The organism is Alteromonas sp. KUL49 (genome assembly GCF_006538345.1).
In the GTDB taxonomy this organism is placed as follows: Bacteria; Pseudomonadota; Gammaproteobacteria; order Enterobacterales; family Alteromonadaceae; genus Alteromonas.
In genome coordinates this window covers 204892-230888 of sequence record NZ_BJKL01000003.1, presented here as the reverse complement: position 1 = coordinate 230888, position 25997 = coordinate 204892, and the positions used below count along the sequence as shown (strand labels likewise).

Sequence of the window (25997 nt, the reverse complement as noted above, 5' to 3'; positions counted from 1 at the left end):
ATATGAAGATTGGACTCGCACTAGGTGCCGGAGCTGCACGTGGATGGACGCACATTGGAGTGATACGAGCGCTTGAGCGTTTAGGGATTCAAATAGACGTTGTTTCGGGTTGTTCCATCGGCGCCTACGTGGGTGCTGCCTACGCGAGTGGTCGTCTTGATGAACTTCACGATTGGGCGGTAGGTCTCACTGAATGGCAGGTTTTAGGATTACTCGGTGTAGGGTTAAGGCGTGGTGGTATTGTCAGCGGCCAAAAAGTATTCGATAAACTTGCCAGTGACTTCAGCCTACCTACATTTGAGGAAATGCATAAGCCGTTCGCCTGCGTCGCTACTGATATTCACACTGGACGAGAGGTAACATTTAATCATGGAAATGTTGCTACCTCTGTGCAGGCTTCATGCGCAATTCCAGCGCTATTCTCTCCAGTGGCCCACGAAGGGCGTTGGCTAGTTGACGGTGCGGTAGTTAACCCAGTCCCGGTTAATCTGTGCAGACAACTTGGAGCAGATTATGTTATCGCGGTTAATCTAAATGCCGACTTTAGACATATTCGTTTAGAAAAATTGCGTAAAGACCACGAAGAAAACCAACGTAAAACGGATGACTTTTTCACCAAGAGTCATAATGCACTTAAGCAGTTGTTTAAGTCTGATAACAGCAAGGAATCAGAAGTCCTTGATAGTAACGACGCTACTGCAATAGTTACCGATGGTGATGTACAAAGTGACAGTCAAGAGCTTCAAGTTTTTGAACAGGAAGTCAAAGAAATCCCGCCTTTGGGTGCCGCACCGGGTATTATGAATGTGATGAGTAGCGCTTTAGAAATACTTCAGGCTCGTGTTACTCGCTCTCGACTTGCCGGCGAGCCGCCCGATATACTCATTGAGCCACAGTTGACCGATGTTGGTATTATGGAGTTCCATCGCGCAGGGGAGCTATGCTTGAAAGGCGAAGCGACGGTTGAGCGCCTCGCCGAACAAATCCGCTTTCAGTTACTTACCTGAAGCTATCGCTGTTATTCGAAGTGGTTCAACGGGCAAGGTAAATCCTTTACTCTCGTTGATCCACGATTCGTCTAAGCGCATGATACCTTTAACAATGGGCGGATGATTATCAGAGTGAAAGTCTAAGTCTTTGTCTTCAAATTGAAACATCAAGCCTTTTACTGAGGGCATCATGAAAGATAGAAAACTGCCCATCTCATTAAAAAACGCATCGTACTGACTATAGATATTCTTTAAGTCATCAGTAGAGTATTCGGTTTTGACGTACTCTGGCACCGTCTCTAATTGTACAGACATATCACAAAGGTTAGCTCGTTCAGCAAGATCAATGCGAACAATACCATCTGCAAGTTTCAACGCTTTTTCTTGAGGGACAGTGAAGCGCCCTTCACTAGACACAACAAGCGGAAGAGTTTGCTTGTCTGTAATGATTTCGGCGTTATTGATTCCGCAAAGCCGCCCCTCACCCACTCGTAAAAAACCAAAGGCAAATTGCAGCCCTTGCGTATCGTCGCTATTAAGCTTTTTTACATGGCTATAAAAACGACTGTATTCAACATCAATAGTTTCACTATTGGTGAATGTGCTCAGCGAAGCCAATAAAACAAAAAGTGCATTTCTTATCATTCTGATAAGTACTCCTGATTATATCGAATCATATTTTGAAGCTCTTCGACATACGCCGCGCCGCGCTCTGAGTAATTCATAAGCCCTTCGGCCAAGGCTTTACCTTTAATGGGGATCTGATTTGCTCTTAAACGGCTTCGAATCTCACGTAATTCACTGTAAGCCTCGTGTCGATTTAAGTTGCGCATGTAGGTGTAGGTAGCGGTAGATACATTGTCGAATTTTGCTACTTCGTGTGACATACCAGGCTGACGTCTTGAGGGGACAAAACCACATCCCTCGCTGAAACACCACAACCCAAAAAAGTTATAACCCTGCTGCGCAAACCGACTTGTTCCCCATGCAGATTCATTGGCTGCTTGAACCAATACTAAGTCCACTGGAACCACATCGATTTTTTTTAGTAGCGAAAGCAATTGCAAAGTTACAGACTGTGTATCGTCAACGCGATATTCTTTTGTTAACCAAGCCAACCTTTCTTGATCATTGGTATTGAGAGGGCGCTCGTTCAACACGTCTCTATACAGAGTCTGCACATAGTGACGTAGCGTAAGCAAATAGTTATTTTGTTTAACCACCTCAGGTCTCAAATAGTTGAAAAATGCCGCTTTCTTATCTTTAACATTGGTATATGAGGCAAAATCAGGCACGGGCTTAACGCTACGCTGCGCAACGGGCGCATCAATAATATCCGGTGTTGGTCTTGAAATAATCAACGCATTAATAACGATCACCGCCAATACGGCGAATGTGATCAAAACAATACGAAGCGTTTCCCGTTTAAGCATTAAAGTGAGACTCGTTGCTAACCTTTTCGGTTGTACTTGAATCAAGTACGGCTTCATCAAATATGTAGGCGTACGCAATGCCCATTACACAAAAATACAATGGCATTACCCATAAAATTGTTAACCCATAACTCAACGGGACGGTAATGAACAATAAAAACATGACTCCATATATCGCTAACAAAGATGACCAGTTCTTATTAAAGCCACGACACGAGGTAATTATAGCTTGAATAGGAGACAAGCGTTTCTCTGCGACTAATGGCAATGCAAACACACTTGCCATCCACAAGTACACACCCGGTATAATTAATAATATAGCGCCTATTTGCACTAAAATGCTGATAAGTAGCTGGGTTAACGCGACTAAAAATACCAGCGGGAAAAATTTAAACACCTCGAAAACGGTAATTTTATTTCCACGCGCAGCGCGGACTCCCATCACATAAAGCCCAGTAAACAGGGGAGCCAATACCACTACTCCAACGATCTCAATGATTGACTGATGTTGTATAGTGAAAGTGTTGTCTTCGTGAAAAGTGACATACTGTGAAGCTACCGCGCCAAAAACGATGAAGACCAGTGCAAGTATCACAGTCGCTTGGAACCAATTGAAAAAGTCTCTTTTCACCAAAGCATTACCCTGTTGAAGTACCGACTTTACGCTAAGTCCCTGAGTAGATTTAGGTTGTTTGTTATTATCACTCTTCGGGTTTTGTGAAGGTCCTGCCACCATTTCCTCTTACAACAACTATCTGGTCGGGCAAGATTATACATGACTTGAGATACGACCCCAAACTTAAGACGATGTGAAATTTGTATGCTTGGTTTACCCTAGCACTAATTTTGCTGCTAATCCGAGCAGTAATAACCCCATCGCTCTATCTAACCAATACCCTTTTTCGCCAATAAAATTTGCGACCTTATGAGTACTGAGCAAATAGGATAAAAAGCAAAACCACACGCCTGTAGCGAAGGCCAAATATATGCCGTAAACCGCCTTGACGACGATGGGCGTGTTTATATCGATAAGTACAGTGAACAAAGATAAAAAGAACAGTGTTGCTTTGGGGTTTATGCCATTAGTGAGAAAGCCAATCCACAAGGCCTTTTTAGTGGTAATTGAATCAACAGCACGCGCATGTTCTTCTTCATTTGAGGCATTACTTGCTTGAGGTTTACTGCGTAACGCGCCAATAGCAAGGTAGACAAGATAAGCCGCAGCACAGTAGCTAATGGTGTCATATAACCAAGGAGTGGTTGCAATAATTACACTTAAACCGACTAATGAATAAGCGACATGTACTAGTATACCTAAACCAATTCCCACACTTGTGAACATGGCTGTTCGACGCCCATAGGCCACGCTGTTTCGAACAACAATAGCGAAATCAGGGCCTGGACTTGCAACAGCAATAAGGTGAACAAAAGCGATAGTCAAAAATTCATTTAAATAAGGCATGATTAGTTATTTTTATTAGTAATAAGGTCGCTGACGAACCGAGGTACCGCTTCACTGGCAGGACCTACATAGGTATGGTCGAAAAGATAATTATTGTCGCTTGGCTCTAAGTTAATCTCGGTCGTTGTTATTCCCAACTGTTTAGCAAAATTCACGAATCCTGCTGCTGGATATACCTGGCCCGATGTACCAATAGCAACAAAATGATTAGCTTGTTCAATAAGCGTTTGGATTTCGTCCATATACATGGGGATTTCTCCAAACCAAACGATATCTGGCCGTAACCCACCGCTACGCTGACAACATGAGCACTCGGTGCTTTCATCGAAGTCAGCATCGTAATAGGTACGCTGATTAGAATACCTACATAATGCTGAGAGCAACTCGCCGTGCATATGAAGCACTTTTTTGCTGCCCGCTCTCTCATGCAAATTATCAACGTTTTGAGTAATGATGGCCACATTAAATCCATCGTGTTGCTCAAGCTGAGCTAACGATTTATGACCTAAATTAGGTACCACATTTTCTTCGTGAAGCTGTGCGCGCCTCGCGTTATAGAATCGATAGACTAATGCTGGATTGCGTGCAAAACCTTCTGGCGTTGCTACATCTTCGATAGCATGGTTTTCCCACAGACCGTTACTGTCACGAAAAGTTTTAATACCTGATTCAGCAGAGATACCTGCGCCGGTGAGTATGACAATATTTTCTTTCATAGCACTTAGTCAGGATTACTTAGCCTTTGGTTACAGGGAAATCGAATGCGTCACTGCCCCACTCTGACCATGAGCCATCATATACCTTTACATTGACCGCACCGCATAGAATAGCTGCAACGCCAACAATACATGCGGTAACACCAGAGCCGCAACTGGTAATAATGGGGGCAGATAAGTCTATGTCGGATTGTTCAAAAACCTGCCTAAGTTCAGATACGGATTTAAAACGACCGTCGTCCAACAGATTCCCAAAAGGAATATTGAAAGAGCCCGGTATGTGACCACTTTTCATTCCAGCCCGAGGTTCGGGAACCGTACCGTAAAAACGCCCTGCACCACGCGCGTCAATAATTTGGGTAGGAGAATCTAATTCTTTTAGAATATCGTCACTCGACGCAAACCAAACATTATCTTGATTGACGTTTAATAATCCTTCCGGTAGTTCAGCTGAGTTTTGAGAGTTGTTTGAGTGCCAACCAGGAAGGCCGCCATCGAGTAACCATACGTGTGGCATACCAATGGCTTTGAGCATCCACCAAAGCCGTGGAGCACAAAACATTCCCCAATTGTCGTAAACCACAACAGGAAGGTTTGGAATTGCACCACCTTTAAAGTGGCTCAACAATACCTCAGAGGAAGGCATCATATGCGGCAAGCCTTTGGAATGGTCACTGCCGCCCGCGTCAATATCAATATCGAGGCTATTGGGTATAGATGAAAGCGTTCTGGTGTCTTCTTTTACGGTAATGGGGTTGTTCATTAATGCTCGTACAGGCAATACCTGAGCACTGTTTATTCCCTGTACAAGCATTCAACTAACTCCGAATTAAAGTACAGCTAGCGCTGCGTCGTAGTTAGGCTCTTCAGTGGTTTCAGACACTTGTTCTGTGTACAACACTTTACCGTCAGTATCGATAACAACAACAGTTCTAGAAAGCAAACCAGTAAGTGGTGCAGATTCAAACGTTACACCATAATCTTCACCAAATGAGCTACGGAATGTAGAACCGGTTGACACGCTCTCGATACCTTCGGCACCACAAAAACGACCGGCAGCGAAAGGAAGGTCAGCAGAAACACAAATAATTGCTGTGTTGTCTAGGCTCGCAGCCTTTTCGTTGAACGTGCGTACCGATGTTGCGCATGTGCCAGTGTCAATTGAAGGGAAAATGTTAAGTACTACACGCTTTCCTGCTAATCCCGCTAGCGTGATGTCGCCTAAATCAGCACCTACAAGTGTAAATTCTGGAGCTTGTGCGCCAACTTCTGGTAGTTCGCCGATAGTTTGAACAGGATTGCCTTGAAAAGTTACTGTTGCCATTGTGATTCCTTTATAACAGTGAGTGAAACTGCAACTATATGAGTAAAATCAGGGGTGAAGCAAGTACAAGTTAATGACTATTTTGTTATTTAATAGTGCGCTCACACAGGTTGACTTTCATCAGGGTGAGGAATGTCGTCGATATGGGGCTTACCTTTGATGTAATGGTATCTAAAATAGTGGAAATAGGTTTTTAGGTTTTCGGCACATTGTGTCTCCCCTGCGAGTCTCAATATGTCGACGGCGATTTCAGCAGTACATTGTTGAAAACCATGACTGGCTTCACGAAGTTTATATTCTGACTCCTGATCCGTTGGAATACTCAACACAGGTATTCCCCGCAAATAATCGCTTTTAGTGAACATTTTTTTTGCTTCACGCCACGTACCATCCAAAAAAATAAATAACGGTTTGCGCAGTGCATCGTTAGTGACTTCTGAAACGCAGGGTTCGTCCAACGCATATTCGTGAGGAAATACAATATAAGGCTGAAAATCTGAGTCGTTTAATAGCGCCAATAGTTGTTCTTGAGGCTCAGTGCGATGCCAAACAAATGCATGATTGTTCTCAACAACGTCGGCAATAAGTCGCCCAGTATTGGTAGGTTTGTAGTACTCACCTTTGTACATCAACATTACCACTGCACAGTCACCCGAGGGCGTTGGCTTTTGTTTGCACAAGCAATTATTTGTGGGTAACAAACACTCCTCACAACGAATAACACGGCTTCCTCGGGCAGAAAACTCTCGTGTGGATTTAGCTAATTCCTGTTTTCGTAAACGCATGACGGAATTTTGATGCACGGCGCAGAACTACTCTCAACTCAAAAGGCAGATTATATAGTGATTTCCGAGGGTATGAACCAACAGAGACAGTTTATTTTTGTGGGATTAATAGCGGTCGACAATCGTACGAAAAGTCAGATTGATACGCGGCGTAGTTACCGCCTTCATCGGCGGTAAACGATGTAGCCAATGAGCTTGGGTGTCATCTTTCATAACGAGAAGGCTGCCATGGCCTAGAAACTGCGCTATCGTTTCTTTTGTGCGCTTGTGTTTAAAAGCAAACTTGCGTTGTGCCCCCAGACTCATAGAGGCAATCGCGCCATTCTTTTTGAGTTCTTTTTCGCCATCACTGTGCCATGACATCCCTTCGCTACCGTCGTGATAAAGATTCAGTAAGCAGGAGTTGTACGTTTCGCCCGTTTCTTCCTGAGCTAAATTCTTTAGCACTTTGAGTTCGGGAGTCCAGGGCAAGGCAGTTTTGGTGACTTTCGAATAGGTATAGCTAAAAGGCTTGTCGCCGTACCATGCGACCTTGCGTTTAGTGATTATCTCTTTACCAAAGATCATCGAGCGATCGTTTTGCCAATCGATTGTCATCAACAAAGACGAATACAACTCGCCAGCATCTTTTTGAGACATCACATTGCCATAGTAATGCACTGTACCGTCGTACGGTAGTAGGTTTTGACGAGAGTCTTCTAATTTTTCGAAGAGATCCATTACAACTTAAATCCACTTGTTTTTAAATTAGCACGAAAATACGGAGTCAATAACAGTGCCTATGGCGCTTAATACCAGAGAAGTTACTTGTGCTTTGTTGAAAGTTATATCGATTAAAAAACCGAATATTATCGATACGTAAACTAAGTATCCAAAGCCCATGTAATTATTATAAAGAATAGTGTAAAACCAGTCTTGACCGAAGATATATATGTTCGAACTGACAAAGGTAGCTAAAGCTAACAAGATCCCCGGTATAAACAAGTGCCTTATTGCACGGGGGTTCAATAAGGAGATAACGAGGAGTATAAAGAACATTACACTGTTTACGCCAAGGAATACCCGCAGGTCAAACTGAAGACTGCCGACAATTTCAACGTACTTGCCCTTGACAACATCACTTAGCGTGCTCTCAGCAACTTCAATTGATTTGAGCCTACCGAGGTAACTAGAGGTAATCAGCTGCTCAATATGCTTTTTCTTTTCGCAATCATAACCACACATAGAACCAATGATATGAGCAATTTTTTTAGGTAGCTGATCATCCAAATCTGTATAGATTTGCGTTTTTTCACGGGCTAGGTTTTCTACAATAAGCGATGCAGACTCGCTAAACCTAGATTCTGCAAAGTCTTGATGTCTCTCTCGAACTTCAAATTCAATTTGGCGCGTAACAAATCCCTTTGCTGACTCTTCAACTTTTTCGGGAGAAACAAATGTTACTGAAAACAAGCTAGCAAAGCTCAATAATCCAAATAAACCTATAGTTTTAAGTACTTTACCCACGCCAGTCCTTAGCTAAATAAGCTGTCACAATTAAGAAAGATAATCTGTAGATTACATTCTAAACGACACAACCGAAAGCAGACATCCCAGATTAAAAGATTGACAAAAGCTTGAGTGATCAAGCATCATGCAATCACATCAAATCGGATTTTAAACTATGTCGACTTTATCAAACTCAATGCAGCTCATACTCACGTTGGTAAAAACTCAAGGTCAGGTATTAAAACCCCTTGAAAGTGCCCTTTCCTATCATGGTTTGAGTTTTACTGAGTGGCTAGTATTACATCGCCTAAGTCAAACCTCTGATTTCACACTCAAGCGTGCGTCGTTGGCTAGTAGTATTGGACTAACAGCATCAGGTGTTACTCGACTATTAGCACCCATGGAAAAAGTAGGATTGGTTGAAAAGGCCACCAAAGCGAGAGACGCAAGAGTAAGCTTGGTTCGCCTTACAAAGGCAGGACAGCAAACGTACACTGATGCAACAAAAAGTATTGAATTTGGTGCTGAAAAAGTGACTAACATGATGAATGAACAACAAGCGGAACAGTGTTTGGGTTTACTCTCTACCCTTCACCTTTCGGCAATAGATGCAACTCAACTCGACTAGCCTGTAGCAACAAATTGAGGAAATCATGGAAGATCTTACTAAAGGTTCAATTCCAAAGCATATTGTTAGAATGGCGATGCCTATTGCTATCGGTATGTTCGTTCAAACCTGCTACCTGTTAATTGATTTGTACTTTGTTGGTCGTCTTGGCGAGCAATCGCTTGGCGGTGTGAGCGCTGCAGCCAACCTTTCGATGTTCATACTTGCACTTACGCAAATGCTAAACGTAAGTACAGGTACGCTTATCGCCCACGCAGTAGGCCGTAAAGATAGAAAAGATGCCAATTCAGTGTTTAATCAATCGTTGATGGTATCTATGGCAATGGTATTGGTCACGCTAGTTTTGGGATACAGCTGCGCACATACCTACATGAATATCCTGTCTTCCGATACACAAGTGAGAACTGAGGGTACAACCTACCTTTACTATGTTATACCCAGCTTAGCGCTTCAATTTTCTTTAGTGGCAATGTCGGCAGCCATGCGCGGTACGGGTATTGTTAAACCCGCAATGCAGGTACAAATGCTGTCATTGGTAGTAAATATTATTCTTACACCTATATTGATTGAGGGCTGGATTACAGGCTATCCCATGGGAGTGGCCGGTGCAGGCCTCTCAAGCTCAATTTCTATGATATTTGCAGTGGTTGTATTGTGGCGATATTTTGAAAAATTTACACAGTATGTTTCAGTAGATTTCTCACAGTGGATACCTAAGCAAACTACCATTCGCAAATTGCTGAAAATCGGCTTTCCCGCTGGCGCCGAGTTTTTACTCATCTTTATTAACGCAGCATTTGTCTACTGGGCTATACAGGGCTTTGGTTCAAACGCCACAGCTGCATTTGGATTGGGAACAAGGGTTTTACAAGCCATGATGCTACCTGCTATGGCGGTGGCTTTTGCCCTACCCGCAGTAGTTGGTCAAAACGTGGGGGCTAGTCTACCGCAGCGTGTCAAACAAAGCTTTAGATGGTCATTGGGTATGAGCAGTGCTCTAATGTGCATGGTAATGGTGTGTTGTTTCTTCAGTGCCGAATACGTTGTAACCTTCTTTACGAACGACACAGAAGTGGCGTTAATAGCAGAAACATACCTAACTATTATCTGCCTTAATTTTGTTCCATCGGGAATTATTTTTAGCTGTACCGGACTATTTCAAGGTATTGGCAATACTTGGCCCGGGCTATTAAGCAGTTCGCTGCGTCTCGTCGCGTTTATCATTCCACTTGTGTGGCTAACGTCACAACCTAACTTTCACATCGAACAAGTCTGGTATTTATCTGCAGCAACAGTGCTAGTGCAAATGACATTGAATTTGTATTTAGCGAAAGGGCAATTGAGGAAAATTGGTGTGTAAATTCGGTTTATTCAATGACGTAAACAAATTCAAACCTACCGAACAGGAACAGGTGAAATTGTGCAGCGATTTGGCTTGTCCCAATTACTATAACGAGAATTAACGTACTCATTTGTTACTTTTAAGTATCTATCCAACGCTTCGTTTGAGTCTAGAATTACGCTTTTGACGTGATTGATAATGCTTGGGTCACTAGTACAAATCAGAGCCTCTGTCATTCCTACCATATTGATGTATGTATCGGCGCTCAAGTTGTAGTTTTTATCAACCAACTCCTGAAGTGCATGTGCGTAGTACATTGCATATGCGTGCTCATACCCTCCTGGATAGGTTAAATGATCGATTAACGCCTCTACGTCGTCTCTGATTTCGTTAGCGTTCGCATCCGAAATATCTCTATTGTAAGTCTTTATATCAATAGGAGTCGTGGTGCTAGACCAAGGAGAACAACCTTTAACATTGCAATCAGTAGCACGATATTGTACGCCCGAGAGACTCGAGTCGACGACCTCAGAAATCATATAAACCAAAAAGCCATCTTTTAAGATAGTTTTAAAAAGCCCGCTAACATCTGCCCATTCAGAGCCTTCATACTTCCTCTGAACAATGTAACTACCGGGCCCGCTCGACCTATGTTCAACGGTAAACTCTACGATCGTCCCATGTGGAAATAATCTAGATTCTATGGATAAGACGGGTGGAAGCCGTTCTTCAATTATTTCATTAGATAGCTCGGAACGAGCTATGGTGGAACACGAAAAAAAGAATGGTATTAGCAATGCGAGTACGATTCTAAATTTATTTAGCAACTTATCCATGTCGTTTCTCTTCCTATTTATGCAAATTTAAAGTCTGCCTTTTCTCTTCGTTAATGAACAGTTCTATATGCGATATTTTTATTTGTTTTGGGAGAGTATTCAAGATGAACGTACGAAACAATCCAATGTTATAAATAATAAATTATGAATAAACAACGAGTCTTGAATATCGAGAATAAAAGCTGATAAAGATCGAATTTGAAAATGGTGCCCGGGGCCGGACTTGAACCGGCACGCTGTTACCAGCGAGGGATTTTAAATCCCTTGTGTCTACCAATTTCACCACCCGGGCATTGGGGTACTGCGTGTGCAGTTGGTACAGGTTGGTTCCTGCTAGCTACTTGGCGTAGCTTGAAGTGGAGGCGGAACCCGGAGTCGAACCGAGATCCACGGATTTGCAATCCGCTGCATAGCCATTCTGCCATTCCGCCATAAATTGGAGCGGGAAACGAGATTCGAACTCGCGACCCCGACCTTGGCAAGGTCGTGCTCTACCAACTGAGCTATTCCCGCATTCAATTTAAGTTACTGCTACATTTCGTTTTTGCTGTTGCCGTCTCGAAATGTGGGGTGCATTCTACCTTCAACGGACAAACTGTCAATACGTAAATCCCAGTAAATTCTTATTTTTGTATCGTTTGCAGGAATTTTATTCAGATTGTCCATATAGCGATCAAAGCAGTGTTTATTTATCACCCTTTAAGTGTGGCCAAGCGGCAATACTGTACTGAATCATCGACCACAAAGACAACACGGCAGCTAGGTAAAGTAGCACATAACCAAGGGTGACCCAGTAAATAGTCACGCCCATAAAGGTTTCTAATCCGGAAAGTAAACCAATTAATGCTAACATTTGCGCAGTGGTTTTTGCCTTTCCGATAAACGACACCTTCACGGCTTCGCGCACTCCTCGTTGCCCCATCCATTCTCGTAAGGCCGAGACGTATATTTCGCGAATTAATAGAATAACAGCGGGAATGGTTATCCATAGCGTGGCATAACTGTGTGTGATCATAAGTAACGCTGCTGCCACGATGAGTTTGTCTGCTACTGGATCTAAGAACGCGCCAAATGGCGTTGATTGTTGAAGTTTGCGCGCCAAGTAGCCATCAAACCAATCGGTGATAGCTGCCAACCAAAAAATTAAAGCCCCTACTTCATGTGCCCAACGCCAATCTAAAAAATAGATAACTACAAATACAGGAATTAAAAGCACCCGAAACAGGGTGATTACGTTAGGAATTGTCCACATTACTACTTCTCGTTGTGAGGTATAAAAAGCGCTGATATCTTTGCAACGTCTTTATATTATCGAAAACTAAACTTGCGTTGCCTTTGGCTACTGTAACATTTATTTCTTAAAAATCCTTCTGTGAATCACACTAGTGATGCAAGTAGGTGTATATCGTATCTGCCAACTCTTCGCTAATACCAGGCACTTTGGCAATTTCGTCTTTGCTTGCCTCTTTCAAACCTTGTAATCCACCCATGTATTTCAGCAGACTTTGTCGTCGCTTGGCACCAATACCCGGAATGCTTTCTAACGTAGACGTATTCTTCACCTTTTGACGTCTATTTCTGTGCCCTGCGATGGCAAATCGGTGTGATTCGTCTCGAATATGTTGAATCAGGTGCAAGCCAGGATCGTTTGATTCCATCGGCACAGTTTCGTAATTTCCGGCAAGGAAAATAGTTTCAAGGCCAGCTTTACGGGTCGTTCCTTTGGCAACACCCAAGAGCATAGGTGTTTTATCTAATGGCCAGTCTTCGAAAAAGGCCTCTGCCTGAGCCAACTGCCCTTTACCGCCGTCAATGACTAAAATGTCGGGAATGTTCTCGGCATCTTTTACCGATTTATATCTACGTTTTAACGCTTGAGCCATGGCAGCATAATCATCACCGGGTGTGATCCCTTCAATATTGTATCGACGATAACTGGCTTTATGGGGACCATCACGATTGAATACCACACACGACGCCACGGTTTGTTGCCCTGCCGTGTGACTAATATCAAAACACTCCATTCTAGCGATTGGAGTCTCTAGCTCTAGATTAGTTTCGAGGGCAATAAACCGACTGTGTACGGATTTTTGCTCGATAAACTTAGCTTCAATCGCAGTAAGCGCATTGTCATTGGCTAATTTGAGGTAGTGACGCTTTTCTTCCCGCGCCCCTTTGAAGAACGACACTTGATAGCCGGCTTCGCCACTGAGGACGGTCTTGATACCTGATTCATCATCTACTTCCATCGGCAACACGATCTGCTTGGGAATAGTTTTGTTACCGGCAAGGTAAAATTGCAAAAGAAACGCTTCGAAAATCGCTGCAGATTCTTCATTGGCTGGAATTTTAGGGAAGAAGGCTTTGCTGCCCAACAGTTGGCTTTGACGAATGAACATCACATGCACACATGCCATATTGCCTTTCATTGCGAAGCCGAATACATCCATTTCATTCTGGTTACCCTCGACCCACTGGCGCTCTTGAACCTTGCGCAGTGCGCTGATTTGATCGCGATACCGAGCCGCCGCTTCAAAGTTCAGTGATTCACTGGCTTTTTCCATTTTGGCAACCAAACTGCCGATGACCTGAGAGTTTTTACCCTTTAAAAACAATCGGGCCAAATTCACTTGTTCTTGATATTCCTCATCCGTCACATAGCCTTCTACACAGGGCGCACTGCAACGCTGCATTTGATATTGCAAGCAAGGGCGGCTGCGGGCGCGATATTCCGTGTCTTCACACTGACGAACTGGAAAAATACGATTCATCGAGCGTAAGCTCTCTCTCACCGCCCATGAATTTGGGTAAGGCCCAAAGACTTCACCTTCTTTGTGTTTACTGCCTCGATGAAATGCGAGTCGCGGATGTTTGTGATTCGACAGCAAAATAAACGGATAAGACTTGTCATCACGAAGCAACACGTTGTATCGCGGACGGTATTTTTTGATGAAATTGTTTTCTAAGAGAAAGGCTTCGGTCTCACTGTTGACTACAGTGACGTCCATAGACGCTATTTGCGCTACCAAAGATTGAGTTTTGGCATTATCTACGGTTTTACGAAAGTAACTCGAGACGCGTTTCTTGAGGTTTTTCGCCTTTCCTACGTAAATAACTTCTTTCGCCTGGTTGTACATTCGGTACACACCAGGCTGATGGGTTAGATTCTTTAGAAAGGCAGCAGAGTCAAAAGTATCGGCCATTACAGAACGTTGGCGTCTATCAACTTGTATCGCAACGCAAGGTGAGTCAGTTCTACGTCATTTTCCACTTGCAGCTTCTTGAACATACGGTAACGATAAGTGTTGACTGTTTTAGCGTTGATATTTAGCTCAGACGCTATATCAGGCACGCGTTTTCCGCGAGATAACTGCAAGGCTATGTTTAGCTCTCGAGTTGACAGATCGTTAAAGGGGCTCTCTTCGGAAGGGCTAAGTGCACCTATAGCAATACTATGAGCAATATCGTTATCGAGATATTTCTGTCCAGAGTGCACTTTATAAATCGCACGTATAACTTCATCTGGCTCTGCATCTTTAGTTAGAAACCCATAAGCTCCCGCACTCATCACTTGCGACGGAATTGGATTTTCTTTATGCGCAGAGAAACATATAACGCGTGTATTTTCAGACATGCGAAGAATTTTTTGGTTGCTTCTAAACCACCAATCCCTGGCATATTGACATCCATTAACACAACATCGGGAGCATTTTTGCGACAAAGTTTGACTGCGTCTTCACCATTTTTGGCTTCGTCAATCACCTTAAAATCACTCACGTCTTCTAATATCCGACGTATGCCACCCCTAACCAAATCATGGTCATCTGCTAGGATTATTTTTATCACGGCGTTTCCCACTCACTACATTAGCCAAACGCTTACTTTTCTTAGTAGTAATTGTTGTTTGGTGATGAACATCATACCACGCTGTTCATTTTCGTGAAGTGATGTTTTGTTCGTGGATATTTATTTAGCGTATTTAGGGGGTGAATCCCCTCTCCTGAGCATGTAAACGTTTATAATTTAAGCATTTTCAGCAAGAAGGGAGTCGTTTAATTGAATAGATTGTTACAAAATTCGCTTGAACACATTAAATTGAGAGAAGGTGTATTGATGTTTTCGCTGAGTTTCCGCGATAACAAAGGGGATTTCTTGAGGTTCACTCACTAGTTCAGCACTATTTGCCAGGGTATCAATTAACGCCTGCGTACTCGACAGGGTCTCGCCAGAGTCATCCTTGTAGCCGCCCAACCAGTTTTCTCGGGGAGTGTATTCCTCAAGCCACGTGAACGGTGAAGCGATAATAAGCAGTCCACCAACATTGACCCTTTTAATCACTTCTTTTATCACTTCGGCAGGGTTTGATAGCCGGTCCACGAGGTTACCCATGAATATTAGGTCGTAGTTATCAAACTGCGGTTTTAAGTTTCCCGCATCCCCTTGATGAAAATTCACTTTGCTGAGCACGTCAACAAGCCCTAAATCAGAGGCTTTGTTAACGTTGAAGTGAGTTAGTTCGCCTTCAGTGATCGTGTTATAGCGCACTTCGCCACGTTCCTGCATGGATATAGCGGTTTTTATGAATCGTGCAGAAAAATCAATGCCGTCAACGTGGTCAAATACCTTTGCAAGTTCAAAACTCGCGCGGCCGACGGCGCAACCTAAGTCTAATGCGCGACCAAAAGATTTCCCGTGGTTTTGTGCAATACAGTATTCAGCGCTGGCTTTGGCAAAGTTTTCTACGCCTAATCGATTGGCGCCATAATGAAACGCACAGTATTGGGACACTTGCGTATCACTTTCGTAATCGAAATCTGTGACGGTAATTTTAGTGTCTGATTTCACCATTCTAAATCCTGCATGTTGAAAAAAGTGACGTCTAAAAGCATAGCGACTGTCTTTACTAGCCTCGTTGCCCGTAGAGATCCAGCTGCCACCTTTGATCAAATTGTGTTTGTTGTCGTAAGTGGGCGTTGTAAAGTCGTCGTATAAGGGGTGAACTTTAAAGCCGTCAAAGGGATAAATGGGCGTTTCAGTCCATTGCCATACATTGCCGGCAATATCGAAGAACTCTCCTTGCTTATTATTGATTACGGGCTCACTTGATGCGTATTTACCAAGCCCTATATTAAGACCCTCTTCAAACAGACGGCCTTTGAAACCGCTATAATCAACCATACGAGACCATTCGTCTTCGGTTGGTAGCCTAACGCTCTCACCGAGTTTTTCACTCATGTAATTACAGTAGGCTTTGGCCTCATGATAGTTAACATCAACGGGCCAATCCAAGGGTAACGCAAGCTCTTCAAGCATACTGCGGTAAACGTAACCGCCCTCAGTTTTTCGCCAAAAGGTGGGGTGTTCAGCTTTGGTGTAGGTGCGCCATTGATTGCCTTCATCTTCCCAGTACTTATCGGTATAATACCCACCATCCTTCACAAAATTAAGAAATTCACCGTTGCTGACTAACTGCTGAGTCATTTCGAAGCGATCAACTTCTGCCGAGTGGAAACCGTATTCGTTATCCCATCCGTAGTAGCTATCATCGAGAGGTTTGTCTCTTTTTACCGCACCATATGGCACTGGCTTAAAGCGGTTAGCCGGTGTGGGGCCAGATACTGTGCACACTGGCCAATCTTCGCTTGGGTTCACCCATTTTAAATCTAACTGTCGAATCAAAACAGAAGAGGTTTCTAGGTGAATGCGCTCATGTTCAATACCCATCACGATGGGCCAAAACACATTTTCCCAGGTTATGGGTAATGATACCGGTAGAGTTTCAATGAGCGATAACACCAAATCCCTTACCGTATTGCGGTACGCCCACACTTCCTCAACATTGGGCCAATCATAATTTCGCTCGTTTAAGTCGTCCCAACTCATTTCATCGACACCCACAGCAAATAAAGCTTCAAACTTCGGATTGATGCGCGTTGAAATGGTTTTAGCCAACATGAGCTTGTTTACGAAAAAGGTGGCTGTATGACCAAAATAGAAAATCAGCGGATGACGGAGCTTTTCGGGCCTTTGGTAGAATGCGTCGTTGTGATTTAGCACGCTGAAAAGTGACTCGTAAGTGTCAAAAGAATCCAAAAAATACTCACGAAGTTCATTTCTTTTCTGTTCGGGGCTTCCCTCAGACAAGTGTAGTGTACGCAACGACTTCATTATTCCTCCAGTAGATGCTTTCTATCCCCGCAATAAAACCATACAAGTGTTACTTCTAGGTAACAGTCTAGGCTATGCATAAAAGTAAGATAAAAAAAACTGCGAAACTCGATGTTTCGCATTTCGGGTCCAGATACTAGTGATTACTCTAGTTAGGAATATTTTGACCATTCAATTCCATAAAAAATTTCATACTTTCCGGAATTTGCTCTAACACTCTCGAAGACTCATCTTCGATGAAGTAATACGCAAGACCGTGCTGACGGGCAGTGGCAAGTACCTCGGGAATACCAATATCCCCTTGCCCGAGCACTACGTTGGTCTCTGGATCGGCTTTGCCGTCTAACGTATTTTGTGTACCGTGGGCTCGGTCTTTAATATGAAGCGAGGTAAATTTACCCGGATATTTATTGAGCATGGCTACGGGATCTTGCCCACCGTGTTTTACCCAGAACACATCCATTTGAAACTTGGCATTTTCAACGTTTTCTAGCATGTAGTCCAAAATCGTACCGTCTCCATAAGCACCAAATTCGTAGCCGTGTGGATGATACTGAAGTGTAATTCCGTTCTCGTTAAGCAGAGCCCCAGCTTTGTTCATGATGTCCACCGCTTCTTTTGCGTGCTCTATTGTGAATTCACCATTGTGTGGGATCCAATAAAACGTAGCGAATCTGGCGCCGTAAAACTGTGCTTTGTACGCTATAGCTATGGGGTTATCTCTCACTTCTTCATAATTGGTATCAACACTAACAATCTGAATGTGGTTCTTGTCGAGAATAGCTTTAAAATCACTCACAGAATGACCATACAAATTCCCACCACCCTCTACTGCATGAATGCCCCACTCACTGAGTTGCGCAATTGAATCGGGAACGCTCTCTGCCATTTGGTGGCGCAGACTGTAGAGTTGTACGCCAAGCTCTTGAGCTTGAGCCATAGATGAAAGAACAAGGCACGCACTTAGTGCCTTAATTGTGGTTAGTATACCCCTTCGTTTAGCCATATTGTCCTCTTTTGCCTGTCACTTGGATTTGTTATCAGTTTGTAAACTTAACGCACAATCAAAGATTTACCCTAGCCCGAAATCGGTTATCAGTAAGACAAATTCGGCGCCATTACCATCGACCAACCCTACCCACTCGCTTTGCAGTACTTGTCAATAAAAGCAGCCTGACTCGGCATTACATTTGCTGAATTATCAATCACTTGCTTGATATGCTCTAACCTAGAATGTATTTCGGCCTCAGGTAAAGTATCAACCAGCGGGTGGTAGCCTTTAGGCATGATGCCTTGCCCATGCATTACCGCTAACCAGGAGGTCTCATTGAATAGTTCAACGTCTTGTCGATAAATGCGGCCATTAGCTTTATAAAGATCAATTTTTTGCTGTAAATACTCTGGAATTGTCATGTGTTTGCAATATCGCCAAAACTCAGTATCCTCGCGGTCGGTTGCCTTATAGTGCAAAATAATAAAGTCTCGGATCCTCTCCATTTCTACTGCAGTCTGTTGGTTGTAGGTATCTATATCAATTTGCTCAAACCCTTGATGCGGGAACATACCTAGTAACTTTGCAATTCCTGCTTGAATGAGATGTAGCCCAGTAGACTCCAGGGGTTCGATAAATCCAGCGGAAAGGCCAATAGCAACACAGTTTTTAACCCAAAATTCTTTGCGCATCCCCGTTTTCCAACGGAGAATATTCGGCTCGTTGAGCGGCTCGTTCTCCATTTGCTGCGTTAATACATCAACCGCCTTTTGAGTATCGACAAATTGACTTGGGAACACGTATCCATTGCCAATACGATGTTGAAGCGGAATACGCCACGTCCACCCGGCGTCTTGAGCAGTGCTCACTGTGTATGGATAAACGCTGTTTTTTGCTAAGCATGGCATAGCCACGGCACTGTCGCATGGTAGCCATTGTGACCAATCCTCAAACCCTGCATTGAGTGTTTTATCTATAAGCAGGCCGTTAAAACCCGAACAATCAATAAATAAGTCACCGCTGATAGTCTGGCCGTTATCTAATACCAAGCTATCAATAAAACCGTCAGTATCACGCAAACACACATCTTCCATCTTGGCCTCAATGCGTTTAACACCACGGCCCTCTGCAAGCTTTCTTAAATATTTAGCGTAAAGGGTTGCATCGAAATGAAAGGCATATGCAATCTTCGATAAGGGCGAATTACCCCGATTTTCAGGGCGCATAAATTTGCCTTGTTTAGCGGCAACTGCTGCTAGAGAGTAAGCATCGAGATCGTGAGCTTGGCCTTGCTGAAACATCTTCAACCAATAGTGGTGAAATTGGATGGCATCCATATCCGTACCGAAACTGCCAAAGGGATGCATATACGCATGCCCTTTTTGCTTCCAATTAGCGAATTCGATACCTAACTTAAACGTTGCTTGAGTCTCACGAACAAATTCGTTTTCATCAATGCCTAAAATACTATTGAACAGTGCAATTTGTGGAATAGTGGCCTCGCCAACCGACACGGTGCCGATACTCTGAGATTCAATAAGAACGATTTCGGCGTATTGGTTCTTCAACACTGTGGCTAGCGCTGCGGCAGTCATCCACCCAGCACTGCCACCTCCTAAAATAACGACTTTATTTACTGCTCGCATTATAAATCCTGTTCAATCGTTTTTTGTTAAATCTGTGGCAACTGCACAGCGGTTTGCTTAATTTGTTGACGAAGTTTATCTAACCGCGACACCAGCTCAGAGAGATCCCAAACATAGCTTAAAGGGTCAGCGTTTCGCGGGTAATGTTCAAATGCCAACAGGGTATTCTCAAGCGAACCTAAGTCTTCTGGATAGTGTTCGAGCTGGGGCAACACGCCAGTATCAATATAAAAGTTAACAAGATAACTAAGGTCGTCGTTAACCAATTGGGATTTCGCTGATTGCCAAAACGCGGTGTTATCTTTGTTGCACAAATACATTGGCAACACCGCTATGTCACGCCAGTACTTATAGCGCTGGGCTGACAAACGACAAAAATATTTTGCCGCTGTGTCCGAAAGCCTTGCGCCACTTAACAGCGGCCAAAGGGAAGCGAGCTGTTGTGTTCTGTACCCCAACCCGCCGTCATCCAACAATTGGTGCACACCTGTTTCAAATAGGTAGATAGTAGAGCTATCAGAGTGCCATGTGTCACTCGCTAGAGGTGCAATCGAAATTTGTCGACTGTCGTTGTTTGATTCACTCTCAACTAGTACTTCCCCACTCTCAATCCCTGACGAACTGAACCATCTGGAATAACAGTTACTCTGCAGGTATTGGCGCTCAACATAGCCATTGTCTAAGCACTCCAATACATTACTCAAACTAGCTTCTTTGGGGGCGTGTCCAACAATCTTGATGCTGTCTATCGGCAAGCTATCACTTGAATCTACACTGACGCACAAGCGACAATCTAAAGTCACCACACTCGCGCTGTCTTTATTATTGGATTCTAGGTTCGACGAGCATAGCTCCAACACCTTGCCATGAGTTACTGCGACTTGCTTAAGCAACGCACATAAAGACTTAGCGTTAACTCGAAGCCCATACTCTAAACTGGAGAGAATTGAGCGAGGATCAGCACTAGGCCGAGTAAAGGTGTTGTGCGCCGCACACATAGTATTGAGCGAAAACGCTTCTATATTCCATTGGCTGTCGTGCGTTTCATTGCGTAAGCGAGTCAGATAATGAACAAAACCTACGCCGTTCAGCGGTACTCCCGACTTTGCAAGCCCAGCAAGAGATGAATGTGCATTATTGCCCCAGCCAATGTACTGATTTGCAAGAAATGGCGTTGCACTCGCCTGTTCAATTAGTACCTGTTCAGTTATGCCGACGTCTTGGAGTGCTAAGAGTACATCCGCTTGCAACGTGAGGCTTCCGTGACTCAGTGTAAAATCTTTGCAGGTAGCATGGCTTATTGATATTTCAGTATCTCTAAGGGCAAATGCTGCCATTGCCGCAGTGAACCACCCACCAAACGCACTGTGCTCATCACTGATCACCTTTATTTGCTGTAGCTCGCCGTTAATGTGTAAATCGCTCATACTAACTACGTCCATACAAGCTAAAGTTAGCTGGTCGATTTAACTGAGACGCTGTGGGGTTGTTGTGTTCAGTCTCGTGTAACATAGCCACAATATGTTCATGGGTCGGCATCTTATTGACACACCGTTGAATATTAGGTTTTAGCAAATTCATGTATTTTTCAGCATGGGCTAGCGTGGCTTGATTTACACGCACATCACCCTGTGATGGCGTAACGCCCTGACCATGATATACCGCCAACCACGACGGTGTGAGAAAAAGCCCATACTTGTAGTCTTCAATAACGCCTATCTCTTTATAAAGTTGCATTTTCTCAGCAAGGCTTTGCGGTATATTCAAATGATTGCAGAACGACCAAAAAGGCGTGTCTTCCCTTTTCGTCGCGTGGTAGTGAAGGATGAGGAAGTCACGGATCTTGTCCATTTCATTGCTGAAATAGCGGTTATACTCGCTGCGCTTAGCGTCAAGATTTTCCCGCTGTGGTAACAACTCAACCAACTTCATAATGGCCGCTTGAATAAGATAAATACTGGTCGACTCTAAAGGCTCTAAAAAACCACTGGACAGCCCTATGGCAACACAGTTTTTTACCCAGCTCGATTTACGCTTGCCTGTGGTAAATCTCAATCGGTTTGGCTCGGACGTGGGTTTACCGGGTAGATTATCAAGCAGAGTTTGTAGCGCAGTATCGTCGCTTATATATTGGCTTGAATACACATAACCGTTGCCCATTCTGTGCTTCAATGGAATTTGCCACTGCCAACCCGCTTCTTGCGCAATGGCTTTAGTGTAAGGTAACGGCTTTCCGTTATGTTCACTTTGCACAGCAATCGCTCGGTCGCAAGGTAACCAATGAGACCAATCTTCATAGCCAGCGTGTAAACACTGTTCTATCAAACGCCCTCTGAACCCCGAACAATCGACAAAAAAGTCACCGTTAATAATGTCACCATTATCGAGTTTGAGCGATGCTATTGAGTCATCACTTTTGCGCATAGCCACGCTCTCTACTTTCCCTTCAACTCTAACAACACCTAGCTTTTCTGAGAATCCACGTAAGTACTTTGCGTATAGCCCAGCATCGATGTGATACGCATAAGAATATGTCGATGTTAATAGATTCGGCTCTGAAGTCGGAAAGGCAAACTTACCTTGTTTGCACGCCATAACAGGTAGCGAGTAATCATCTAAGCTCAGCGCAGTATTGCGCTTTTGCGCCTGATAAAAATAGTGATGAAAGCCGACGTTGTTGAGCGGTTCGCCGTAATCACCAAAGGGATGAATATACGCATCACCAATGTTTCCCCAATTGGAAAACTCTATTCCGGCTTTGATGGTAGCGTTTGTCGCTCTGATGAATTCACCCTCATCAATACCTAATCGCTGATTGAAAAAGCGTAAATGGGGTAAGGTTGCCTCTCCTACTCCCACGGTACCAATGGCATCAGACTCTACGAGGGTTACGGTGAAAAGGTTAGGATTGAGAAGTTTGGATAGCGCAGCAGCCGTCATCCAGCCAGCAGTTCCGCCGCCTAAAATGACAATTCGTTTAATTTGATGGGTAGGCGCTTTAAACACGCATTACCTCGTTGTTATTTTTTATCTTTAATATCATAGGGTAAAACACACAAAGCACAACAGCGGTGCCTACCACTGGGTAGACACCGCTAACATAGGTGATGCTTCTTGTTAGAACACACCTCTAAGCACTAGACTAAAGCGTCGGTCGTTAACAAATGCGCCACGGAGTCTGCGGTTTCCTTCTTGGTCCACTTGCATTGCTGTACGCGTAACTTCGTCAGTCAGGTTTGTACCTTGAATACCTACTTTGATATTGTCAGTAACATCATAGAATACTGACGCATCCAAGAAACCAATGTCCTCGTTAAAAATAGGTAACTGAGTAATAACGTCTTGGGTAGTCAACAAGTATGCCGAGCGCCAGTTATAAGCCATACGGGCATTCCAGCCGTATTTTTCATACATTAGCACTAGGTTGTAGTTGTCTTCTGATAGTCCTTCTAGTGGAAGGCCTTCAAACGCAAAGTTAGCATTCGCCGTTGTATCAGGGTTATCTGCAGACAAACCTGCATTCGGTGAACCTTCTTCATCCACATAGGTGTAGTTTGCTTGAACGCCTATGCCATCAAAAGGTGCTGGTAACATATCAAAGAATTGCTGATAAGCGATCTCGAAACCTTGAACTGAGCCCTCATCACCATTGAGTGCCGATGCAACCTCAACTTGTTGAGTTGCTCCGTTATTTGTATATGACTCAGTCCGAGTACCACTGATAAAGTAGTTCTCTAAATCTTTGTAGAAATACGAGAAGGTCAAAGAGCCCACTGGCGCAAAATACCACTCCAACGTAAGGTCGTAATTAACTGCTTCCATGGGTTTCAGGAAAGGGTTACCCGAGTTAGCGGTGTAACGACCAATAGTTGAAGAAACGAGATCTGGTTGACCATCGCCATCATTGTCATCACCAACCACATTGATTCTATCTTGCTCTTGTATCGCTACATAGTTACGCAACAGACCAAGTTGAGGCAGTGCAATAGTTTCAGCAACACCGAATCTCATGAGTACTTCATCGGTAATATTAAGCTTGAAGTTGAAGCTTGGTAAAATCTTATCGTAATCACTTGACGCTACCAGTGACCTTGACGCTGCATTACCAAAAGCTTTTTGATCATCAGGTAGATAGTTGTCTTGCTCTGTAGGATCGCTTGGATCATCCGGCACGTTATCTGGGAATACGATGAAACCTGCGGTGTCGTTTTCGATATTGACATAACGCAAACCAAAGTTACCCGAGTAGTCCATATCGCCCCACTCACCTTCGAAGTTGGCCTTGATATAAACCGCAGTATTAACTTCGTCCGTCTGGTTGATTTCGTTGTTGATAAAGTCCGAACCATCAGCATTGCGTGCTGAAAGAGGCGTCCAACCATTAGAAACAGGTGCCAACGCTGAAGCTGCACTTCTGTAGTTTTCTGCCAGTGACATGGCTGGGAACAAGAATGAGTTTCCGCCGTCTACGTTCAACACACCACCACGAGCAAAGTTATCAAAGCTCACTTCTTCGTGAGGTACTTGAGAACCAGCTGCAGAATCATACCATGCTACGTCACCTGTCCAGGCTTCTGACAATACACCCCAGTTGTATGTAGACTGACGAGTAGTTTGTTCTCGCTTAGCATAACGAGCACCAAACTGTACTGACGTTATCGCACCGTCATCAAAGGTATATTTGGTATCAAAGCGAGTTGCAATCTCTTCACCTTCGTTCATTGATATGTGATCCATTGCACTTCTAAAGAACGAACGGCTTGGATCAGTGAAGTGATTGTTGTTTCTATCAAAATCCGCCTGACCATTGTATGTAGGCGCATAAAAATCAATGGTAGGTTTGCCCGTACCCGTTACATCAAGGCCAACAACGGCATCTGTCGCACCCATTATCGAGAAGTCGATAACGTCATTGGTGCCCTCTACGAACTGCAAGTCAAAATTAAACGCCCAAGAATCATTAGGGGTATATTTAACGTTAAAGCTCAGGTCCTCAACCAAAGATTCGTTGTCACGAAAACGGGACTGAAGCACGTGGTTCATACCAAAAATACCGCCTGGCGTACGATCACCTTCGTTACCACGCCAGCCTTCATTTGATGTCATAATACCCTGCTCAAAGTACCCGTTTGAGTCGAACTCAAACTGCGTACCGTCAATGGGGATCAAGCCATCTTGCGCATCGCCATCATCCATCTCTACCGCATTCTCAGTCCACGCTAACTGAGACTCACTGCGAATATATTCACCAGTGGCGAGTATGGTGCGATCTGGATTTTGCCACTGCACTACTGCTGCAAAACCCTGACGAGTACGGTCATCTTGCTTTCGCGTTAAACGTGCACCTTCTGGGATAAGATAGTCATTGTCCGCTTGTGGCCAATACTGCCCCACCATGGCGCCATCAGATTGCGCTTTTAGCTCTGAGTGTGACGCGTTTAATAGTAGACCCCACTTACCGCTATCGTTTTCAAACACGTTACTGTAAAGCGCTGAAAATGTTGGTGTGGTTTCTTCAATAAAGTCGGCATACGTTGCGTCGGCAGAAAAAGCAATCATTTGACCGTCGGTGTCAAATGGCTTTCTCGTGATAAGATTTACCGTACCGGCTATACCACCCTCAACCATATCGGCAGTACTGTTTTTAAATACTTGAACTGAGCCCATCAGTTCTGGAGGAACATCTTGGAAGCTCAATCCGCGTCCAGAGTCCGCAGTAAAACTGTCACGGCCATTGAATTCACTACGAACGTGGGTTAAACCACGAATGACGACGCCACTACCTTCTGTACCAAAGTGGTCTGGATCGTTCGGTGCCGCAAAACGCCCCATAGTAATACCCGGTAGACGAGAAATCGCTTCTAGTACGGAGCGGTCTGGAAAGCCGCCAATGTCAGATGCATCAAGTGCATCTACTACGGTTTCACTGAAGCGTTTGATGTTCTGAGCATTAAACAAATCTGCTCGTGTCCCTCTAACATCAATAACCTCTACAGCCTGTTCCTCCGTTGACTCTTCCTCTGCCTCCTGTGCGAACGCTTGACCTGCTGATAGTCCCAATACAGCAGACGCAAGCACGGAATATTTGAATCGCTTGTTGGTTGGTAGCAATAATTGCTTTTCGGTTTTCATACGAACCCTCTTGTTTTTATGTGTTAATTCGGCCCGTATGGGCGCTATTAACAATAT

22 protein-coding genes, 3 tRNA genes and 1 pseudogene are annotated in these 25997 nt (G+C 44.0%); 3 read left to right on the top strand and 23 right to left on the bottom strand.

Annotation, left to right across the window (positions count from 1 at the left end; genetic code table 11):
- The first annotated feature begins 2 nt into the window (after positions 1-2).
- Positions 3-1007 (top strand): patatin-like phospholipase family protein, encoded by a 1005-nt coding sequence (locus EYS00_RS06765; RefSeq protein ID WP_130635800.1) that lies wholly within the window; start codon positions 3-5, stop codon positions 1005-1007.
- Here the strand turns inward: EYS00_RS06765 and EYS00_RS06760 are convergent.
- From EYS00_RS06760 to EYS00_RS06715, 10 genes are all read right to left on the bottom strand, one after another.
- Complete coding sequence (locus tag EYS00_RS06760; protein WP_130635799.1) at positions 996-1634, bottom strand: DUF2987 domain-containing protein; 639 nt, start codon at positions 1632-1634, stop codon at positions 996-998. The genes EYS00_RS06765 and EYS00_RS06760 overlap by 12 nt on opposite strands.
- Positions 1631-2422: a glucosaminidase domain-containing protein gene (locus EYS00_RS06755; protein ID WP_130635798.1), complete on the bottom strand. Its 792-nt coding sequence runs from the start codon at positions 2420-2422 to the stop codon at positions 1631-1633. Before EYS00_RS06755 ends, EYS00_RS06760 begins: the two co-directional genes overlap by 4 nt.
- Positions 2415-3158: a stress protein gene (locus EYS00_RS06750; protein ID WP_130635797.1), complete on the bottom strand. Its 744-nt coding sequence runs from the start codon at positions 3156-3158 to the stop codon at positions 2415-2417. The genes EYS00_RS06755 and EYS00_RS06750 overlap by 8 nt, the downstream gene beginning before the upstream one ends.
- 93 nt (positions 3159-3251) lie before the next feature.
- Positions 3252-3884, bottom strand: coding sequence for a LysE family translocator (locus EYS00_RS06745; RefSeq protein WP_130635796.1), 633 nt, complete (start codon positions 3882-3884; stop codon positions 3252-3254).
- Between the two features lie 2 nt (positions 3885-3886).
- A complete protein-coding gene (locus EYS00_RS06740; protein WP_130635795.1) occupies positions 3887-4600 on the bottom strand; it encodes an NAD-dependent deacylase in 714 nt (237 codons plus the stop codon).
- A 19-nt stretch (positions 4601-4619) separates the two neighbouring features.
- Positions 4620-5414 carry a sulfurtransferase gene (locus tag EYS00_RS06735; RefSeq protein WP_130635794.1) on the bottom strand — a complete coding sequence of 265 codons (795 nt, stop codon included), beginning with the start codon at positions 5412-5414 and terminating at the stop codon, positions 4620-4622.
- Between the two features lie 15 nt (positions 5415-5429).
- A complete protein-coding gene (tpx, locus tag EYS00_RS06730) occupies positions 5430-5924 on the bottom strand; it encodes a thiol peroxidase (protein ID WP_130635793.1) in 495 nt (164 codons plus the stop codon).
- 101 nt (positions 5925-6025) lie between these two features.
- Complete coding sequence (locus EYS00_RS06725; RefSeq protein WP_130636019.1) at positions 6026-6709, bottom strand: tRNA-uridine aminocarboxypropyltransferase; 684 nt, start codon at positions 6707-6709, stop codon at positions 6026-6028.
- A gap of 105 nt (positions 6710-6814) precedes the next feature.
- Complete coding sequence (locus EYS00_RS06720) at positions 6815-7429, bottom strand: alpha-ketoglutarate-dependent dioxygenase AlkB (protein ID WP_130635792.1); 615 nt, start codon at positions 7427-7429, stop codon at positions 6815-6817.
- Between the two features lie 27 nt (positions 7430-7456).
- Entirely contained in the window at positions 7457-8215 is a 759-nt protein-coding gene (locus tag EYS00_RS06715; RefSeq protein WP_130635791.1) for a hypothetical protein, read from the bottom strand.
- Between the two features lie 157 nt (positions 8216-8372).
- On the opposite strand from EYS00_RS06715, the gene EYS00_RS06710 reads away from it, so the two are divergent.
- Positions 8373-8825 (top strand): MarR family winged helix-turn-helix transcriptional regulator, encoded by a 453-nt coding sequence (locus EYS00_RS06710; RefSeq protein WP_130635790.1) that lies wholly within the window; start codon positions 8373-8375, stop codon positions 8823-8825.
- Between the two features lie 25 nt (positions 8826-8850).
- The gene (locus EYS00_RS06705; RefSeq protein WP_130635789.1) at positions 8851-10185 is read left to right on the top strand and encodes an MATE family efflux transporter; all 1335 of its coding nucleotides are present in this window, start codon (positions 8851-8853) and stop codon (positions 10183-10185) included.
- 35 nt (positions 10186-10220) lie between these two features.
- Here the strand turns inward: EYS00_RS06705 and EYS00_RS06700 are convergent, their stop codons facing one another.
- The 13 genes and pseudogenes from EYS00_RS06700 to EYS00_RS06640 all read right to left on the bottom strand — a co-directional run bounded on the left by EYS00_RS06700 (position 10221) and on the right by EYS00_RS06640 (position 25940).
- Positions 10221-11003 carry a hypothetical protein gene (locus EYS00_RS06700; RefSeq protein WP_130635788.1) on the bottom strand — a complete coding sequence of 261 codons (783 nt, stop codon included), beginning with the start codon at positions 11001-11003 and terminating at the stop codon, positions 10221-10223.
- 205 nt (positions 11004-11208) lie between these two features.
- Positions 11209-11295, bottom strand: a tRNA-Leu gene (locus tag EYS00_RS06695).
- 65 nt (positions 11296-11360) lie between these two features.
- A tRNA-Cys gene (locus EYS00_RS06690) sits at positions 11361-11434 on the bottom strand.
- A gap of 6 nt (positions 11435-11440) precedes the next feature.
- Positions 11441-11516 (bottom strand) — tRNA-Gly (locus EYS00_RS06685).
- A gap of 172 nt (positions 11517-11688) precedes the next feature.
- A complete protein-coding gene (pgsA, locus tag EYS00_RS06680; protein WP_130635787.1) occupies positions 11689-12255 on the bottom strand; it encodes a CDP-diacylglycerol--glycerol-3-phosphate 3-phosphatidyltransferase in 567 nt (188 codons plus the stop codon).
- A gap of 130 nt (positions 12256-12385) precedes the next feature.
- Positions 12386-14206, bottom strand: coding sequence for an excinuclease ABC subunit UvrC (gene uvrC, locus EYS00_RS06675; protein WP_130635786.1), 1821 nt, complete (start codon positions 14204-14206; stop codon positions 12386-12388).
- Positions 14206-14849, bottom strand: a pseudogene (uvrY, locus tag EYS00_RS06670) (UvrY/SirA/GacA family response regulator transcription factor). Before uvrY ends, uvrC begins: the two are co-directional and overlap by 1 nt.
- A 222-nt stretch (positions 14850-15071) precedes the next feature.
- The gene (ovoA, locus tag EYS00_RS06665) at positions 15072-17171 is read right to left on the bottom strand and encodes a 5-histidylcysteine sulfoxide synthase (protein WP_130635785.1); all 2100 of its coding nucleotides are present in this window, start codon (positions 17169-17171) and stop codon (positions 15072-15074) included.
- 148 nt (positions 17172-17319) lie between these two features.
- The gene (locus tag EYS00_RS06660) at positions 17320-18177 is read right to left on the bottom strand and encodes a sugar phosphate isomerase/epimerase (protein WP_130635784.1); all 858 of its coding nucleotides are present in this window, start codon (positions 18175-18177) and stop codon (positions 17320-17322) included.
- A gap of 128 nt (positions 18178-18305) precedes the next feature.
- On the bottom strand, positions 18306-19808 hold the full coding sequence (locus tag EYS00_RS06655) for a tryptophan halogenase family protein (RefSeq protein WP_130635783.1): 1503 nt from the start codon (positions 19806-19808) through the stop codon (positions 18306-18308).
- A 26-nt stretch (positions 19809-19834) separates the two neighbouring features.
- Entirely contained in the window at positions 19835-21235 is a 1401-nt protein-coding gene (locus EYS00_RS06650) for a tryptophan 7-halogenase (RefSeq protein WP_165399333.1), read from the bottom strand.
- 1 nt (position 21236) lies between these two features.
- Positions 21237-22814, bottom strand: a complete 1578-nt coding sequence (locus EYS00_RS06645; protein ID WP_207301687.1) for a tryptophan halogenase family protein — start codon at positions 22812-22814, stop codon at positions 21237-21239.
- Positions 22815-22925: 111 nt separating this feature from the next.
- A complete protein-coding gene (locus tag EYS00_RS06640) occupies positions 22926-25940 on the bottom strand; it encodes a TonB-dependent receptor (protein ID WP_130635781.1) in 3015 nt (1004 codons plus the stop codon).
- Positions 25941-25997: the final 57 nt, after the last annotated feature.